General features: G+C 63.2%; 15 protein-coding genes. 6 read left to right on the top strand and 9 right to left on the bottom strand.

What is annotated here, in order from left to right:
* The 5 genes from ATE62_RS23675 to ATE62_RS23335 all read left to right on the top strand — a co-directional run.
* The coding region (locus ATE62_RS23675) for a hypothetical protein (protein WP_058818546.1) at positions 1 to 326 on the top strand (326 nt) is incomplete at its 5' end.
* A gap of 63 nt (positions 327 to 389) precedes the next feature.
* Positions 390 to 1,550, top strand: coding sequence for a nucleoside triphosphate pyrophosphohydrolase family protein (locus ATE62_RS22950; RefSeq protein ID WP_082662825.1), 1,161 nt, complete (start codon positions 390 to 392; stop codon positions 1,548 to 1,550).
* Entirely contained in the window at positions 1,547 to 2,209 is a 663-nt protein-coding gene (locus ATE62_RS22945) for a uracil-DNA glycosylase (RefSeq protein WP_082662824.1), read from the top strand. Before ATE62_RS22950 ends, ATE62_RS22945 begins: the two co-directional genes overlap by 4 nt.
* A 69-nt stretch (positions 2,210 to 2,278) precedes the next feature.
* Positions 2,279 to 2,755 carry a toll/interleukin-1 receptor domain-containing protein gene (locus ATE62_RS23340; protein ID WP_156420515.1) on the top strand — a complete coding sequence of 159 codons (477 nt, stop codon included), beginning with the start codon at positions 2,279 to 2,281 and terminating at the stop codon, positions 2,753 to 2,755.
* Positions 2,664 to 3,389 (top strand): hypothetical protein, encoded by a 726-nt coding sequence (locus ATE62_RS23335; protein WP_231736277.1) that lies wholly within the window; start codon positions 2,664 to 2,666, stop codon positions 3,387 to 3,389. The genes ATE62_RS23340 and ATE62_RS23335 overlap by 92 nt, the downstream gene beginning before the upstream one ends.
* On the opposite strand, the gene lepA is transcribed toward ATE62_RS23335, so the two are convergent.
* From lepA to ATE62_RS23320, 6 genes are all read right to left on the bottom strand, one after another.
* On the bottom strand, positions 3,386 to 5,209 hold the full coding sequence (gene lepA, locus ATE62_RS14585; protein WP_058807825.1) for a translation elongation factor 4: 1,824 nt from the start codon (positions 5,207 to 5,209) through the stop codon (positions 3,386 to 3,388). The genes ATE62_RS23335 and lepA overlap by 4 nt on opposite strands.
* Positions 5,210 to 5,547: 338 nt before the next feature.
* Positions 5,548 to 5,844: a hypothetical protein gene (locus ATE62_RS23330; RefSeq protein WP_156420517.1), complete on the bottom strand. Its 297-nt coding sequence runs from the start codon at positions 5,842 to 5,844 to the stop codon at positions 5,548 to 5,550.
* An 11-nt stretch (positions 5,845 to 5,855) separates the two neighbouring features.
* A complete protein-coding gene (locus tag ATE62_RS23925) occupies positions 5,856 to 8,840 on the bottom strand; it encodes a hypothetical protein (protein WP_231736276.1) in 2,985 nt (994 codons plus the stop codon).
* A 137-nt stretch (positions 8,841 to 8,977) separates the two neighbouring features.
* Positions 8,978 to 9,865 (bottom strand): transposase, encoded by an 888-nt coding sequence (locus ATE62_RS14575; RefSeq protein ID WP_197411651.1) that lies wholly within the window; start codon positions 9,863 to 9,865, stop codon positions 8,978 to 8,980.
* Complete coding sequence (locus ATE62_RS14570; RefSeq protein ID WP_058818544.1) at positions 9,853 to 10,833, bottom strand: HEAT repeat domain-containing protein; 981 nt, start codon at positions 10,831 to 10,833, stop codon at positions 9,853 to 9,855. Before ATE62_RS14570 ends, ATE62_RS14575 begins: the two co-directional genes overlap by 13 nt.
* Positions 10,834 to 10,882: 49 nt before the next feature.
* The gene (locus ATE62_RS23320; protein ID WP_156420518.1) at positions 10,883 to 11,029 is read right to left on the bottom strand and encodes a hypothetical protein; all 147 of its coding nucleotides are present in this window, start codon (positions 11,027 to 11,029) and stop codon (positions 10,883 to 10,885) included.
* A 172-nt stretch (positions 11,030 to 11,201) separates the two neighbouring features.
* Between ATE62_RS23320 and ATE62_RS14565 the strand changes: the two genes are divergently transcribed.
* Positions 11,202 to 12,152, top strand: a complete 951-nt coding sequence (locus ATE62_RS14565; protein ID WP_058807828.1) for a YVTN family beta-propeller repeat protein — start codon at positions 11,202 to 11,204, stop codon at positions 12,150 to 12,152.
* On the opposite strand, the gene ATE62_RS14560 is transcribed toward ATE62_RS14565, so the two are convergent.
* The 3 genes from ATE62_RS14560 to ATE62_RS14550 all read right to left on the bottom strand — a co-directional run bounded on the left by ATE62_RS14560 (position 12,149) and on the right by ATE62_RS14550 (position 14,880).
* Positions 12,149 to 12,868 carry a hypothetical protein gene (locus ATE62_RS14560; RefSeq protein ID WP_058807829.1) on the bottom strand — a complete coding sequence of 240 codons (720 nt, stop codon included), beginning with the start codon at positions 12,866 to 12,868 and terminating at the stop codon, positions 12,149 to 12,151. The two genes, ATE62_RS14565 and ATE62_RS14560, sit on opposite strands and share 4 nt — an antisense overlap.
* A gap of 81 nt (positions 12,869 to 12,949) precedes the next feature.
* Positions 12,950 to 14,113, bottom strand: coding sequence for an aminotransferase (locus tag ATE62_RS14555; protein ID WP_058807830.1), 1,164 nt, complete (start codon positions 14,111 to 14,113; stop codon positions 12,950 to 12,952).
* Positions 14,110 to 14,880: a precorrin-2 dehydrogenase/sirohydrochlorin ferrochelatase family protein gene (locus ATE62_RS14550; RefSeq protein WP_058807831.1), complete on the bottom strand. Its 771-nt coding sequence runs from the start codon at positions 14,878 to 14,880 to the stop codon at positions 14,110 to 14,112. Before ATE62_RS14550 ends, ATE62_RS14555 begins: the two co-directional genes overlap by 4 nt.
* Positions 14,881 to 14,882: the final 2 nt, after the last annotated feature.

The raw sequence follows: 14,882 nt of genomic DNA, 5'->3' as shown, positions 1-14,882 counted from the left end.
AGCTCTCCCCGCCCCCAAAGCCCCCTCGGCCCGCTTCGGCCGCACCGTCCCCGCCATGCCGAGCCGGTCGAAGCATCGAACGGATCCAGCCGCGCGAGCCGGAAGACGGCTGGACCAACGTCGAGAGCTTCGAGCCCGAGCCGGCCCAGACCTGCTACTCGGTCGGCCCCCTGATCCTCGACGACGACTGCGTGAAGGCGCTCGCCGGCTGGGCCATGGTCGTGGGCGACGAGGACCGCGTGATGCTGAGCGGCGCCAGCGAGATACCGGCGTCGTGCGTGGTACGGATTGTTCGGTTGGTGGAGGAAGCAGGTAGAAAACAATAGGCAAGTGCCGTTGAGGAGGACATAATATTGTGAAATTGCGCCGCGCGTATAGGAAACGGCTACATGAACCTCGACGATTATCAAAAAAGCGCAATAAAAACAGACACGTCTGTGGGAGATTCAGCGTCGAGATATCTACTTTTGGGACTATTCGGTGAAGCAGGTAGCGTACTGTCGATCGTCAAAAAGCAGGATCGCGATCGCCTCACCCCACAACACTATTTTTCTCTTGCCATGGAAGAGATTGGGGATCTTCTATGGTATTTGGCCGTGGTTGCGCACCACGATAAGCTCACTCTAGGAAAAATTGCCAAGCCCTTGGCGCTTCCACGTGCCAGTCGATTAGCGGCAAGCAAGCTTGGCTTTGGAGATCTACAAGAGCCTCGAATGACCCTACAGGTCATTCCCAGTAAGTTTTTGGAATGGGCCTTGGTCGATCTCGCAGATTCCGTGGGTAAACTCGTAGTCGCTCAGCGAACTTACCTCAAAAAAGGCGAGCAGAAACCCCTACTTGAGGCCTTTACCGAGGTGGTCCGGAGACTCGTGATCGTAGGGAATCGCGCAGGCGTGAGCTTAGAGGAGGCTGCCAGAAAAAATCTCGCAAAGACGGCCGAGAGGTGGCCCGAGACCCGCGAAACCGGATATCCACCACAATTTGATGCCGGATTTCCTTCGTATGAACGCCTCCCCCACCAAATGAAGATCGACATAATCCAAATATCAAAGAGTGAAGACCAATACTTCGTCTATCAATCTTGCAATGGTATAAATATAGGAGATCGACTTACTGATAACATAGAATTTGACGATAATTATAGATTTCATGATGTATTTCACTATGCATACGCAGCCGTGATAGGATGGTCGCCAGTATTACGTTCAATTTTGAAAAGAAAAAGAAAAAGCGTCGCAAAGGTGGATGAATCTGAAGATGGGGCTCGAGCAATACTAATAGAAGAGGGCATATCAGCACTTGTTTTCAATGAAGCAAAATCGGATGGCACATTTTTTTCCAACGTGGAAAGAGGAAAGCTAAGCTTCGACTTACTCAAAACAATAAAGATATTCGTAAGGGGCTATGAAGTCGAGCACGTGCCATATTGGGTTTGGGAAGAAGCAATTTTGCAGGGCTATGAAGCTTTTCGCTATCTGGTGAAGCATGGGAGAGGTAGGATTGTCCTCGACTACAAGCACCGCAGAATCACAGCAGGTCCCATTCCATGAATCCCGCAGAATTCATCTCGTCCCTTTCGTCGATATCGATGCCTAATGTATTTAATCCATGGGCTCAGAAATGTGAAATAGCAGACAAAATTGATTCGGTGGACATAAGAAAAAGAAATCTTCAGATGACGCTCGAAAGGGCCTTAGACTTGAAGGTTGACTCAATTTGGATCGGCCGAGACCTTGGATATATGGGCGGGCGAAGAACCGGTTTAGCCTTAACTGATGAGGCAAATCTGGGACGATTCTCAAAGCTCTATGGAGGACTTCCGCTCGATCGCGCGACCTTCGGACCATTGGCAGCCGAACGCACTGCAGCGATGGTATGGGAGACGATATCAAACCTCAACGTCCCGATATTCACATGGAATGTTTTCCCGCTTCATCCACACGCTCCGGGTAAGCCTATGACAAATCGCTGTCATAAGCGTGGAGAACGTCGGCAAACGTTCGATCTGCTTCAAGCATTGATAGGTATGATAGAACCAAAGGTTATTGTTGCGCTTGGCAACGATGCTGCCAGTGGTCTAGAAGAATTAGGCGTTTCATCAATAAAAGTACGCCACCCCAGCTATGGAGGCAAAGCTGATTTCGTCACAGGCGTTGCCAAACTCTATGGCGTTAAGGCGAATGAGCTCAGCCAGCCAAAACTGATATGAACATAGACGTTCCGCATACGAGTGTGATATGATCATGGTATGTTCGCATAGAAGTGCCAGGAGGGCAAGATGGCGACAGAGAAAAGAGCGTGCATCGTGTACATCGAAGCGGACGGGTGCAATCCCGCTAAGACCGCTAGACGGCTTGAAGCGCAGGGATATAGCGTGACTTTATGTCCAGTGTCCGCCGAGCAGTCTAAAGAAATCGCTCAAGGACATTTGGATGAGCTACCTCAAGAGATACGAGATGCTATAATTGCAGCCGATCTTTGCGTATTTTTGATTTCCAAAAGCTGCGAAGGCAGCAGTGAATATGGTGCCGCAGCGGAATGTGCAGTGACTGGAGGCGCCGACATTGTCGGTATTTGGCCTGAGGGCCAAGAAGAGACTCCACTTCCTCTCGCTCTCATCGATTATGGATGTGATGTGATGGGGGAGAATTCTCTGGAACTTGATGGTGTGCTATCAGGTGCCAGCGACGCTTGGGAAGACTCCGCAGGGAATCCGGCAAAAAGCGCCGAGAGCGACCATCAAAAAAAGTGCTAGTTCTCCAGAAGTGACGACGTACTCATACTTGGTAGCCCGTGATTGGGGCTTCGCGCCAAATCCATTTTTTGGATACTGCACAATTGCTTGCTGCAAGCCGACCATAAGGCGCGTTGCCAAGGAAGGCGACTTGATCATAGGAACTGGAACAAAATCTAAAGGACGAAGCGGTCAGTTAATATTTGCCATGCGAGTTACAGAAAAAATATCCTTTGAGGAATATTGGGAAGACCCAAGATTTTTCAGGAAAAGACCGATAATGCACAAAAGTCGCATGCTTAAGTATGGTGACAATATATATAGGCCAGATGGAAATGGAGGATTTACTCAACTCTTTTCTCATCACAGTCTTTTTGACGGCAGCACAAATCACTTCAATAGAGAGAAAGATACGGGATCAAATAATGTTCTCATTTCCGATGAGTTTGTATATTTTGGCGAACGGGGCCCGATAATACCTGATCACCTGCGAGACTTTGATGGCGTGGATATTTGCGCACCAACGCAGGGGCACATCAGCAACAAGATTTCCAAGGACATGGAAGACGCAACCATCGAATGGCTTGAAACTATGGGATGGACTGGCTTCAGCGGTAGGCCATCAAATTGGTCTAAATCCTTGGACAAGCCTTAAGCATCATCCCCCATCCGCAGCGCGGCGATGAACGCCTCCTGCGGGATGTTCACATTGCCATATTCGCGCATCCGCTTCTTGCCCTCTTTCTGCTTTTCGAGGAGCTTCTTCTTGCGGGTCGCGTCGCCGCCGTAGCATTTGGCGGTCACGTCCTTGCGCAGCGCGGCGATGGTTTCGCGGGCGATCACTTTCCCGCCTATGGCTGCCTGGATCGGGATCTTGAACATGTGCCGCGGGATCAGGTCCTTCAGCCGCTCGCACATGCCGCGGCCGCGGCTTTCGGCGCTGCCGCGGTGGACGATCATGCTCAGCGCGTCGACCGGCTCGTTGTTGACGAGGATGCTCATCTTGACGAGGTCGCCGGGGCGGTGGCCGATCTGGTGATAGTCGAAGCTTGCATAACCGCGGCTGATGCTCTTCAGCCGGTCGTAGAAGTCGAACACCACCTCGTTGAGCGGCAGCTCGTAAGTGATCTGCGCGCGGCCGCCCACATAGGTGAGGTTCTTCTGGATGCCGCGGCGGTCCTGGCAGAGCTTCAGGATCGGCCCGAGATAATCGTCGGGCACGTAGATCACCGCCTCGATCCACGGTTCCTGGATCTCGTCGATGCGGTTGGGGTCGGGCATGTCGGCGGGGTTGTGGAGCTCGATCTCCTTCGCCGCCTCGTTCTTGGTGTGGCCGAGCTTCAGCTTGTACACCACCGACGGCGCGGTGGTGATCAGGTCGAGGTCGTACTCGCGGGAGAGCCGCTCCTGGATGATCTCGAGGTGCAAGAGGCCGAGGAAACCGCAGCGGAAGCCGAAGCCCAATGCGGCGCTGCTCTCCATCTCAAACGAGAAGGAGGCGTCGTTGAGCCGCAGCTTCTGGATGCTCTCGCGCAATTTCTCGAAGTCGTTGGCGTCGGTCGGGAACAGGCCGCAGAAGACGACCGGCTGGACTTCCTTGAACCCCGGCAGCGGCGCCGCGGCGGGTTTCTTGGCGTCGGTGACGGTGTCGCCGACGCGCGCCTGCGCGACGTCCTTGATCTGCGCGGTGATGAAGCCGATCTCGCCGGCGCCGATCTCGGTCAGTTCCTCGCGCTTGGGGGTGAAACAGCCGACGCGGTCGATCAGATGGGTGGTACCCGCCTGCATGAACTTGATCTGCTGGCCCTTCTTGAGCGTGCCGTCGACGACGCGGATCAGGATGACGACGCCGAGATAGGGGTCGTACCAGCTGTCGACGAGCATCGCGAGCAAGGGCGCCGCGGCGTCGCCCTTCGGCGGCGGGATCTTGGTGACGATCGCCTCGAGGCATTCCTCGATACCGATGCCCGACTTCGCGCTGGCAAGCACCGCATCGTCGGTGGGCAGCCCGATGATGTCCTCGATCTCGGCCTTCACCTTGTCGACGTCGGCCGCGGGCAGGTCGATCTTGTTGATCACCGGCACGATCTCATGGTCGTGCTCGATCGACTGATAGACGTTCGCCAGCGTCTGCGCCTCGACCCCCTGCGCGGCGTCGACGACCAGCAGCGCGCCCTCGCACGCCGCGAGGCTGCGCGACACTTCATAGGCGAAGTCGACATGGCCGGGCGTGTCCATCAGGTTGAGCTGATAGGTCTCGCCATTATGCGCTTTATAGGAAAGGCGCACGGTCTGCGCCTTGATGGTGATCCCGCGCTCCTTCTCGATATCCATATTGTCGAGGACCTGCGCCGACATCTCGCGCGCGGTGAGCCCCCCGGTGAACTGGATCAGCCGGTCGGCGAGCGTGGATTTCCCGTGATCGATGTGGGCGATAATGCTGAAATTGCGGATATGCGAAAGGGGTGTGGTCATGCGCGCGCCCTAGCAGCGGATGGGCGCGCTGTCAGCAGGGAGTGGCGGGATCGCGCGTGCGGCACGATTTTCGACCGGCGCCGGGGCAAAGTTCAGGAAAGTTCAGCCCTGTGACGCGGTATTTTTGCGAAGCTTTCTCCCTTTTCGGCTGGCTGAGCGGCATGCTCCAGTCGCCGGCGGCCGACAGCCATCGTCGCCCCCCGATTGCGCGAATGGAACGCTGATATCGGCCGAATCAAAGAACGAAAGAAGAACATGGCACAGCGGAATTTATTAGGAAAGGGGTTTTTTGCGGCGGAGATGTGAAAGAAAGCCGTCACGCGAAGAGCCGAATGAGATCAAGTCGAGGCCAGCGCCGCCAAGCGGTCGAGTTCCATTTCAAACTGGCGCCAGAGGAACGTCGCTTCTTCCGGCGGAAGGACCTTTGCCTTGATCGGAAAGCTGACACGGTGATGGCGCATGGTCGCTTCGTCCCACGGCGAACTACCACGGGCGGATTTTGCCGTTTCCAATATTTCGTGCAGTTCAAGACGCACCGGATGAGATCCGACGAATTTCGACGGGCTTTCAAATTCGCCCAGATCGAAGCCCAGCTGACCCGAAGATTGCGACACCGGTTTTCCTTTTTCAACCAAGCGGGCGGCCTCTAGAATTTTCGCTTGCCGCCGTTGATCGACGGCTCGCGCGCCAGTTTGCGGCGAAGCAGTGCGAGCGGCCCGTCGGGCCCGACCAACGTCGCCGACAATCCCAATATATCGATGAGGAACGCTTCGTCCAGCGCCGCACGTTCCGTATCGAGATCAATTTCGTTGAGCGGACGCATCGGCACGTCTGCGCGTTCAGCGAGCAGCGCAGCCGACCGGTCCAGTTGATCGTCAGTGAGCGCCAGAGGGTCCAGCAGCGTGAATTTGGCGAGCGCTTCCTTGCCGACGTTGCCACGACCCGATTGCTGCTTGTTCGCCTGCCACCAATGCAACAGCAGGCCGAGCGACGAGTTGCCCCACAGCACGGCCGCAGCCTCATGCCGTGCGTCGGGGAATTTCAGCCCCATCCACGCCCGACCGCCGATTGCATGGCGCCGCGTATATTGCATCGCCGTCGACTGGCTGTTGAACTGGAAGTTCTGATTGAAATGGAGATGCGACGCGCTGGCCCAAACCAGATTTACCTTGTCGAGGATCACCGCCTCTTCCTCGGCATCCTTGCCGGGACGCACGATCCCTTCATTGTCGGCCTCGAAGCACAGCGACCGTTCGCGATCGGCATCGTGGGTCCACAATATCGGATAAGTGACGGTTTCGGGCGCTGCCGTGGGGTGCAAGGAAAAGGGGCCCCTGATCTTGCCACCCGCCCCATTCCAGTTGATGTCGGCGTGATAAGGCCCGATCTGGGCAATCAGATCGGATACCGGGCGCAACGGCAGAATTTCCTCGAGCGGCGCGGCCATGCCGGCAAGCCAGATTCGGCCTTCGCCGATCAGGCGCCATGCCGATTGCGCGAGCGACAGATCGGCAATGCGGCAAATGTCCCACGTATCGCCACTGGGAAGCGGCCCCTGCATGGCTTCGCCGACCTTGTCGCTGCCGATGCTGATGGCCGTGCCACCAAGGGGCGGGTCCTCGATCTGTCGAATCGAACCGTTCGCGACCAAGCGCTTGATCGCTTTCGCCACCGCGTAACCGTCCAGCGGCGTCGTCGGGCGATCATCGAGGACGACATAGGTCGCGCGCACCACGCCGTCATTCGGCGTCGTCCGGCGGACGGCCATGGTCATCGCCTCGGCCATGCCGGTATCCGCCGAGAAGGACGTCTCCCTGCGTTGCTTGCCGGTAATGCTCAACAGGATGACGTCGCTATAGTGGCGCGCGAGACGGAGCCGGGCAGCATCCCACGCCTCACCCGACATGAGGCTGAGCGGCGTGATGAGACCCAAGGTCCCGCCCGCCTTCAATTTCCGGTGGGCCAATTCGATGAAGCCGGTCGCCTCGCCGGCTTGCCCGTCGTAGCAATGGCCTCCCTCGAGTCCTTGCAGGAGCTTGTCGAAGGCCTTCTTCATCTCCTTCTGTTCGTCCTTGTCCGCCGAGAAAGCCGCGAACATGGGGTTCGGCACGCCCACCTTGGACGCCTCCTGACCGGTCGGCCGCGTGAAGGGCGGATTCATGATGACGAGGTCGAAGCTTTCGTGCGCGACGCTGACGAAAACATTCTTTGTGCTTTTGCCCTTTGCGCCGAGCCCCTCGGCGGCGACGGCGTCCATCGTCTTCTGGCTCGCCAACAGGTCCAGCGAACCCAGAGCAACCCGGTCCCCGGCTTGCGACCCATAGGGCACCGTCATGATCATGCTGTCGGTATAGGTGATCTGCGGATGGACACCCGAAAGCATGGCAGCGGTCAAGTGGGCGGCCGCCGGAAGCACGTCGGCCCCGACCAACGTCGACCCCATCATCGACGCGTGCAGATGCTCCGAATTGCCGCCGTGCAGTTCGTAATATTGGCCAAGGCGGGTGTAGGCGGTCGAAAGCAAGGTACCCGTGCCGCATGCAAAGTCGCCGACCTTCAGCTTGGCCAAATCGTCACCATCGGTCCAGCTTGCGCCGCGGGGCGTATGATGCCGGTCCAGCGCCAAACCCACCATCAGCGCGGCGGAAGCAGGTGTCGTATAATAAGCGGCAAGGAATTTCCGGTCGGCAATCAGCTTCTGGAAAACGGCGCCGGTCAGGTCGTGACTGCGCGTCAGGCTGTTTTCGACGAGCTTCGATGCCGTATCAGCCAGCGTATCGGACAACATCTTGGCCAAATCGGCAGGGATGACCTCGAAAATCCGGCAAGCGATATCGAAAATCGGCCAATAGTTGACGTCCAGAATCCTGCGCCATTCCGCGATGATGTGCCTGCGCGTGAGTTCACCCGATCCGCGCATTTCCTCCAAGTTACGGATCGATTCGAGCTCGCCGGGGCCGTGTGCCAAATTTTCGTGAAACATGAAGGCATTGGCCAGGATTGTGGTCGCCATCCGCCGGGTCTGTTCGCTGTCTTCCTGGCACAGGGCCTGGGCGATGCGATCAAGCGCGGGTTGGTATTTTTCTTCGATCCCCGCCAACTGGCCTGCCGCCTGGCTGACGCCGATCATCAACTGATCCGCCGCGCTCTCTACGATCGCCGGGGGGACGGTAGCGGCCTGGGCGAGGACCGACAGGTCCCAGATGCTGCCTTTGATCCACCCCGCCGCGGGCCAGCGCGTGTAGCTTTCCGGCGAAATCCCGGTGAACAGCGCGAATTCGAAATCTTCGCAGGCATCCACTGCAACCGCGAGATCCCCGCCACCCACAGTGCGCAAATGCTGGGGCGATCGTACGGCAATGGACGACAGAATTTGCCGCCCGTTCGACTTGAGCCTTTCACCCAGCCGGGACTGCGCCTCGACTTCGACCGTCACGGCCGGCAGTACTTCGGTTTCGACCACAACCGGCGAGACGCCGGGTTCGGTGACGAGAATGTCGGGTCGGCGGTTGCTGCCGGTCAACGTAGCCGTATTCTCCGACCGAACCACGCCAGGACTGTTCCAGCCATGGCGCGTCGCGCGCAGTGCGAGCGCGATGGCATCGTTAATCGTATGTTCGGTCGTCGCCACGCAATCCCCCGCTCGTTTTACCGTGCTAGACGAAAGCTTTGACTCCGCCAAGTGTACCGGACCTGCGCCCTGCGCGGCCTGCGTCGAGATGCCACCCGTCCGAACAGGGCAGCGACGCCCCACGCAAGAAAAGGGACTCATGCGATCCCCAGCCACCTCTCACAATCGGCCCTAACCCGCGCATCGGCGTCCCGCAGCCCGCGTTCCAGCACCGCCGCCCTGCCCGCGCCCTCCTCCACCGCCGCCAGCGCGGCGAACGCGTTGGCGCGCACGCGCGGGACCGGGTGCGCCCTGGCGAAATGGTCGGCCACATCCTTGCCCTCTTCGGTCAAATGCACGGCGCAGCGGAGGAGCATCTCCGCCGGGGTGATCGTCGGGCGGCGCGCGATCGTGCCGTGCTCGAGATCGACGATATATTGGTCGCGCCAGGGGAGATGCTCGCCCTCCTCCATGATGTTGAGGCTGACCGAGAGGCGTTCGGGCGGGCACTGGCTGTGGATGTCGCGGTGGGCGCGATAGAGCATCGTCTTGCCTTCGCCGAGCTGGCTGCGCTCGACGAATTTCAGGTTCAGCGGTTCGCCGAGGCGGCCGTCGATGGCTTCGGGGTCATAGTCGTAATAGTCGCTGACATAGCCCGGGCCCCAATAGCCGGTGGTGAGGAAGCTGAAATTATGGTCGTGCGGCAGGCCGTAGGCGAAGGCTGCTCCGCCGCTCGCGGCGTAAGCGGCATCGGTCGCTGCGGGCCAGAGGTTGGCGCGCAGGAAATGGCCGCGCGGGCTGCGGTGGAGGAGGAAGACCTGCGCCGAATAACGGCTGAGGCCGAGCTGGTTCGCGAAGCTGGCCTTGAGTTCGGCGACGATGTGATCGGCGAGGAAGTCGCGGTTCTGCGCGAGGCCGGCGAGGAGCGCCGCGGCGCGGGCGAGGCTGGCTTCGTCGGCGAGGTCGACCCGGCTTTCGTCGAGGCGCGCGGCGACTTCGGCGAGGTCGAGCGCGGGGCCGGGGGGCGGGTCGATCAGGCGGGGCATGGCTCGGCATTCGGCGCGGCGTAGAGCGCCAGCGTCGCGGTGGCGGCGGCGCGGACTTCGGGGTGCGGATCGTCGGCCGCCATCTGCACGAGGCGCGGGTGCGCGGCGGCGGGGGCGAGCGCGACGAGGTCGCGCATCGCGGCCCAGCGGGCGGCGAAATCCTCGGCCTGCGTCGCGGCGAGGAAGAGCGGCGCGGCGGCGCGGCGCTCCATCGCGCGGAGCAAGGCGAGCGCCATCTGGCGAAAGCTGCTGTCGCGGCGCGACGCGGCGACGTGGACGAGGCGGCCGCTGGCGATATCGTAGGCGCGTACCGGGAGCTGCGACGGCGGGCGGACCGAAAGGTCGAGGAGCAGCACGTCGCCGCTTGCGCCCGCGAGGGTGAAGGTGGTGCGCGTGGTGTCGAGTTCGAGGAGTTCGCCCGTGCGCAGCGGGCGCGGCGGGTCGCTGGTGCAGGGCGCGGCGCCGGCCGCGGTGAAGGCGCCGGCCGCCTCCGCTTCGGAGAGCGCAACATGGTGAAGTATGAGGCTGGCGCCGCCGGCGGCGAGGACGCGGATCGCGGCACGGCCGGGGACGAAGAGCGCGGTCGCGGGCAGCGCGCCGGCGATCTCGAACGGCAGCAGCTGGAGCGAGAGGCGCACCGCGCCGCGCTCGGCGAGGATCAGCCCGCCCGGCGCGCCGCCGCTGCCGACGACGGGCAGCGGCGGACGCGCAAAGGGATCGGCGGCGAGCAGGGCGAGCGCCTCGGCGAAGCGCGTGGTCAGCCAGCTTGTGTCGGCGAGCCAGGGACGCAGAGGCTCGACCGCGCGGACGGGGTCGGCGACGGCAGCGGCCGCGGCGAGCGCGGCGGCGAGGCCCGCGGGGCGCGAATCCTCGCTGCGCCAGCGCGCGGCGAGATCGGCCTCGGCGGCGTGCATCGCATGGCAGCGCGCCGCGTCGGCCCGCGGATAATGGTCGTGACGGGATCGCATCGCCTGCGCCCGGCGCGGGCACGGTGTGGGGCCGTACCCGCGCGCCGGCTCAGTCGTTGATGATCAGGATGACGGTGACCGACACCTCGAAAATCGAGGGTCCCTGCGTCGCGCTGGGCGCGACGAGCGAGCCGAACAGCCCGACCATGGTGTCGAGCAAGGGCAAGGCAGCGATGTCGATGGACGGCAGATTCATATGTCCCTCCCCAGGGCAGCGCGGCGCAGATCGGCCGCGGGGACAGCGTGCGGAGCGCGGGCCGCGGATACCAATGAACTTATCGTAATCTTGCCATGTCGCTCGTCGAACGGCGGTTGCCCGCGCGGGGGCGCCCCATAAGGTGCGGGGCCTTGCCTCGGGGAGACATCACATGCGCCGCGCCGCCACTTTCCTGTCCATCCTGCTGCTCGCGATCCCGCCGGTCGCCGCCGAGACCTTGCTGATCGGCAACAAGGGCGAGGACACGCTGAGCCTCGTCGCGCTCGATACCGGCGCGGAGGTCGCGCGGCTGCCGACGGGGAAGATGCCACACGAGATCGCGGTGTCGCCCGACGGCACGCAGGCCGCGGTGGTCGCTTATGGCGGGACGACGATCGATGTGTTCGATATCGCGGTGAAGGCGAAGCTGAAGACGATCGACATCAGCCCCAACCAGCGGCCGCACGGGCTGCTGTGGCTTTCCGACGGGCGGCTGGTCGCGACCGCCGAGGGCAGCCAGTCGGTCGCGGTGGTCGCGCCGGGCGGCGCCGTGACCTCGATCGCGACGGGGCAGCAGGGCACGCATATGATCGTCGTCGCGCCCGATAATCGCACCGCCTATACCGCCAATATCGCGTCGGGCACGGTGAGCGTGCTCGACCTCAAGGACGCAAAGAAGCTGCGCGACCTCGCCATCGGCGGCAAGCCCGAGGGGCTGGCGCTGGCGAAGGGCGGGCGCGAATTGTGGGTCGGCGACCTTGATGCGCCGCGCGTGTCGGTGTGGGATACCGCGAGCGGCGAGAAGGTAGCCGAACATGCGGTCGACCCTGTGGCGATCCGCGTGCTCGCGAGCCCCGACGGCAAGCTGATCGCGACGAGCAATATCGCGGCGGGGACGATCAGCCTGTTCGATGCCGAGACGCGCGCGCCGGTGAAGACGATCATGGTGTCGGGCGAGCAGGCGAAGGGGCAGGTGACCCTGCTGTTCAGCGCCGATTCGAAGCGGCTCTATGCCGCCGAGACGGGGCACGACAAGGTCGCCGAGATCGACGTCGCGAGCGGCAAGGTGCTGCGCCGCCTGCCGGCGGGCAAGAATGGCGACGGACTGGCGATCGCGCCCTAACGCGCCGCCGCCCGCTCGAGTTCGTCCCACACGGGCAGATTCGCCTCGCGCAGCGCGGCGAGCATGTCCTCGACGTCGACGGGCTCGCCGGTCGCCCGGTTGCCGTCCATGGTCATGAGCGCGACCGAGCCGGCACCGACGCCGACGATCTGCATATACTGGTCCTGGTTGATCGACACGGTTCCGAGCACGGGACTGCCGCCGAACCAGTGCAGGCCGGTGGCGCTCTGGTCGGCGAGCCGGGCCAGCAGCCACCCGACGATCCGCACCGGCTCCTCCTCCGCCTTGTCGAGATAGTTCGCGGAATGGCGGCGCATCAGCGCGCCCACGGCCTCCTGCAATTCGGCGGGGGTCGGCGCATCGGGCTCATCGGGCAGCGGACGCGCGAGCAGTTCGCGCGCGACGGCGATTTCGGGCCGGACGCGCCGCGCTTCCGCACAAAGCCGGTCGCGACGCAACTGCCGGTCGCGGCGTTTCTGCGCATCCCCTTCGCGGAGGTAGCGGCGAAACTGCAACAGGAACGCGCCCCAGAGCAGGAGCGCGGACAGCGCCAGCAGCGAACCGGCGCCGAACAATAGCCAGACCCAAAGCCGGCTGTCGGGCGCGCATCCGAAATCCTCCGGCGGACAGGGGCCGGACAATAAGGAACCCGCCCAGATCGCCGCGCAAAGGCCGACGGCGCCCGTCGCCGTGCCGCGCAAAAGCCGTTTCAGCATGCAATCTCCGCTCGCTACGAGCGGGGGGATTAGGGCGTATGTCTATAGAATCCGATAATATCGCGGGCGCGCGGTTGCCCCCTAGAGCAGCGCCGCGCGAAAGGCGGCGAGGCGCGCGACGGCTTCGTCGAGGGTTGCATGATCCTTGGCGAAGCAGAGACGCAGGATGTGGCGCGGGGCGTCGCCTTCGAAGAGCGCCGACACCGGGATCGACGCGACCCCGGCCTCGCGCACCGCACGCTCGGCGAAGTCGCGGTCGGCGAGCATGATGCCCGAGGCCGCGAGGTCGATGCAGAGGAACCAGGTCGCGGCGTTCGGGAGCACGACGAAGCCCGCGCGTTCGAGCGATTGGGAGAGATGCCGGCGTGCCGCCGCCCAGCCTGCGCGCTGCTCGGCGAACCAGGCGTCGGGCTTGGCGAGCCCCTCGGCGACCGCCCATTGCAGCGCGGGGGGCGTGGTGAAGGTCAGGAACTGGTGTGCGCGGCCGAGCGCCTGTGCGAGATCGGGCGCGGCGGCGAGCCAGCCGACCTTCCAGCCGGTGAGCCCAAAGATCTTGCCCGCCGAGCCGATCTTGACCGCGCGGCGTTCCATGCCGGGCATCGCGAGCAGCGAGCGATGCGGCACGCCGTCGAAGCGGACGTCCTCCCACACCTCGTCGCAGATCGCGGTGAGGTCGTGGCGCCGGCAGAGGTCGGCGATCATCGCGAGTTCGGCTTCGCTCGCCACCGTGCCCGCGGGGTTGAGCGGGTCGTTGAGCATCGCCAGCCGGGTGCGCGGCGTGATCGCGGCGGCGATCCGGCCGGCGTCGTAGCGCCAGCCGGGCGGGCTCAGCGGTACCGAGACGGGTACGCCGCCGGCGCGGCGTATCATCGGGGCATAGCTGTCATAGGCGGGCTGGAAGAGCAGCACCTCGTCGCCCGGATGGACGAGCGCGAGGATCGCCGCGGCGAGCGCCTCGGTCGCGCCCGAGGTGACGACGACCTGCTCGCGGGTCAACGCCAGCCCCTGCCGCCGCGCGTAGAAGGCAGCGATGGCATCGCGCAGCTCGGGCAGGCCGGGCGCGGGCGGATATTGGTGCGACTTTTCGGCGAGCGCCCGCGCGGCCGCGTCGACCATATCGGGGTGCGGCCGCCCGTCGGGGAAGCCTTGCCCGAGGTTGATCGCATCGTGCGCGCGGGCGAGCCCCGACATATGCTCGAAGATCGTCGGCGCCATCGCCGCGTAAAGGGGATGGATAGGGGTCATGCCGCGGGCGGTGCGAGCCAGAGCGAAAGGCCCGGCGGCGGATCGGCGGGCGGTGCATCGGCGGGATGGCGCACGGCGTCGGCGCGCGCGCGGTCGAGGATCGCGGCGGGAATCAACGCCGGGTGGAAGACATGGTCGGCCTCGCCGAGCAGGCGCGCGGCGCGGAGCGTGAGATCGTCGGGATCGAAGCTCGCCAGCGCGATCGTTTCGAGGCGTGAGGCCGGCGTAGCACCATCGGCGGCGAGCCAGGCGCGCACGCGATCGGGCGCGCCGTCATCGAGCGGATCGAGCGCACCTCCGGAGGCCAGCGCCGCATCGATGGCGCGGCGGCGATCGGCTGCGGCGGGCCAGCGCGCTTTCATCGCATCGCGCGCAGCGTAGAGCGCCGACGCCAGCGCGCCGAGCCGCGCAGGGAGCAGCGCCTCGATGCGCTGGCGCACCGCCTTGGCGAGCCCGGCCGAGGCGCCGCCTGTGCCGATCGCGATGGTCACCGGGGCGCGGTCGACGATCGCGGGGGTGGTGAAATCGCAGAGGTCGGGGCGGTCGACGACGTTGACGAGCAGGCCGCGCGCGCGGAGGGCAGCCGCGGCGGCCTCGGCGCCCTCATCGAGCGCGACGAAGGCGAGGCTCGCGCCTTCCACCCATGCGGGGACGATGCGGCCGCCTGCGCGTTCGATCAGCCGCGCCTTGGCCTCGGCGGCTTCCCCCTCCCCGACCAGCACGACCGTGCGGCCGCGCAGGTTCAGGAAGATGGGAAGCTGCTCCATCG

The organism is Sphingopyxis sp. HIX (assembly GCF_001468285.1).
In the GTDB taxonomy this organism is placed as follows: Bacteria; Pseudomonadota; Alphaproteobacteria; order Sphingomonadales; family Sphingomonadaceae; genus Sphingopyxis.
This window is presented reverse-complemented; position numbering and strand designations above follow the sequence as displayed.

Excerpts from the sequence above, each read along its gene's own strand:
- ATE62_RS22950 (WP_082662825.1), top strand. The coding sequence starts at position 390 with ATGAACCTCGACGATTATCAAAAAAGCGCAATAAAAACAGACACGTCT.
- ATE62_RS22945 (WP_082662824.1), top strand. The coding sequence starts at position 1,547 with ATGAATCCCGCAGAATTCATCTCGTCCCTTTCGTCGATATCGATGCCT.
- ATE62_RS23340 (WP_156420515.1), top strand. The coding sequence starts at position 2,279 with ATGGCGACAGAGAAAAGAGCGTGCATCGTGTACATCGAAGCGGACGGG.
- ATE62_RS23335 (WP_231736277.1), top strand. The coding sequence starts at position 2,664 with ATGGTGTGCTATCAGGTGCCAGCGACGCTTGGGAAGACTCCGCAGGGA.
- lepA (WP_058807825.1), bottom strand. The coding sequence starts at position 5,209 with ATGACCACACCCCTTTCGCATATCCGCAATTTCAGCATTATCGCCCAC.
- ATE62_RS14575 (WP_197411651.1), bottom strand. The coding sequence starts at position 9,865 with ATGCCCCGCCTGATCGACCCGCCCCCCGGCCCCGCGCTCGACCTCGCC.
- ATE62_RS14570 (WP_058818544.1), bottom strand. The coding sequence starts at position 10,833 with ATGCGATCCCGTCACGACCATTATCCGCGGGCCGACGCGGCGCGCTGC.
- ATE62_RS23320 (WP_156420518.1), bottom strand. The coding sequence starts at position 11,029 with ATGAATCTGCCGTCCATCGACATCGCTGCCTTGCCCTTGCTCGACACC.
- ATE62_RS14565 (WP_058807828.1), top strand. The coding sequence starts at position 11,202 with ATGCGCCGCGCCGCCACTTTCCTGTCCATCCTGCTGCTCGCGATCCCG.
- ATE62_RS14560 (WP_058807829.1), bottom strand. The coding sequence starts at position 12,868 with ATGCTGAAACGGCTTTTGCGCGGCACGGCGACGGGCGCCGTCGGCCTT.
- ATE62_RS14555 (WP_058807830.1), bottom strand. The coding sequence starts at position 14,113 with ATGACCCCTATCCATCCCCTTTACGCGGCGATGGCGCCGACGATCTTC.
- ATE62_RS14550 (WP_058807831.1), bottom strand. The coding sequence starts at position 14,880 with ATGGAGCAGCTTCCCATCTTCCTGAACCTGCGCGGCCGCACGGTCGTG.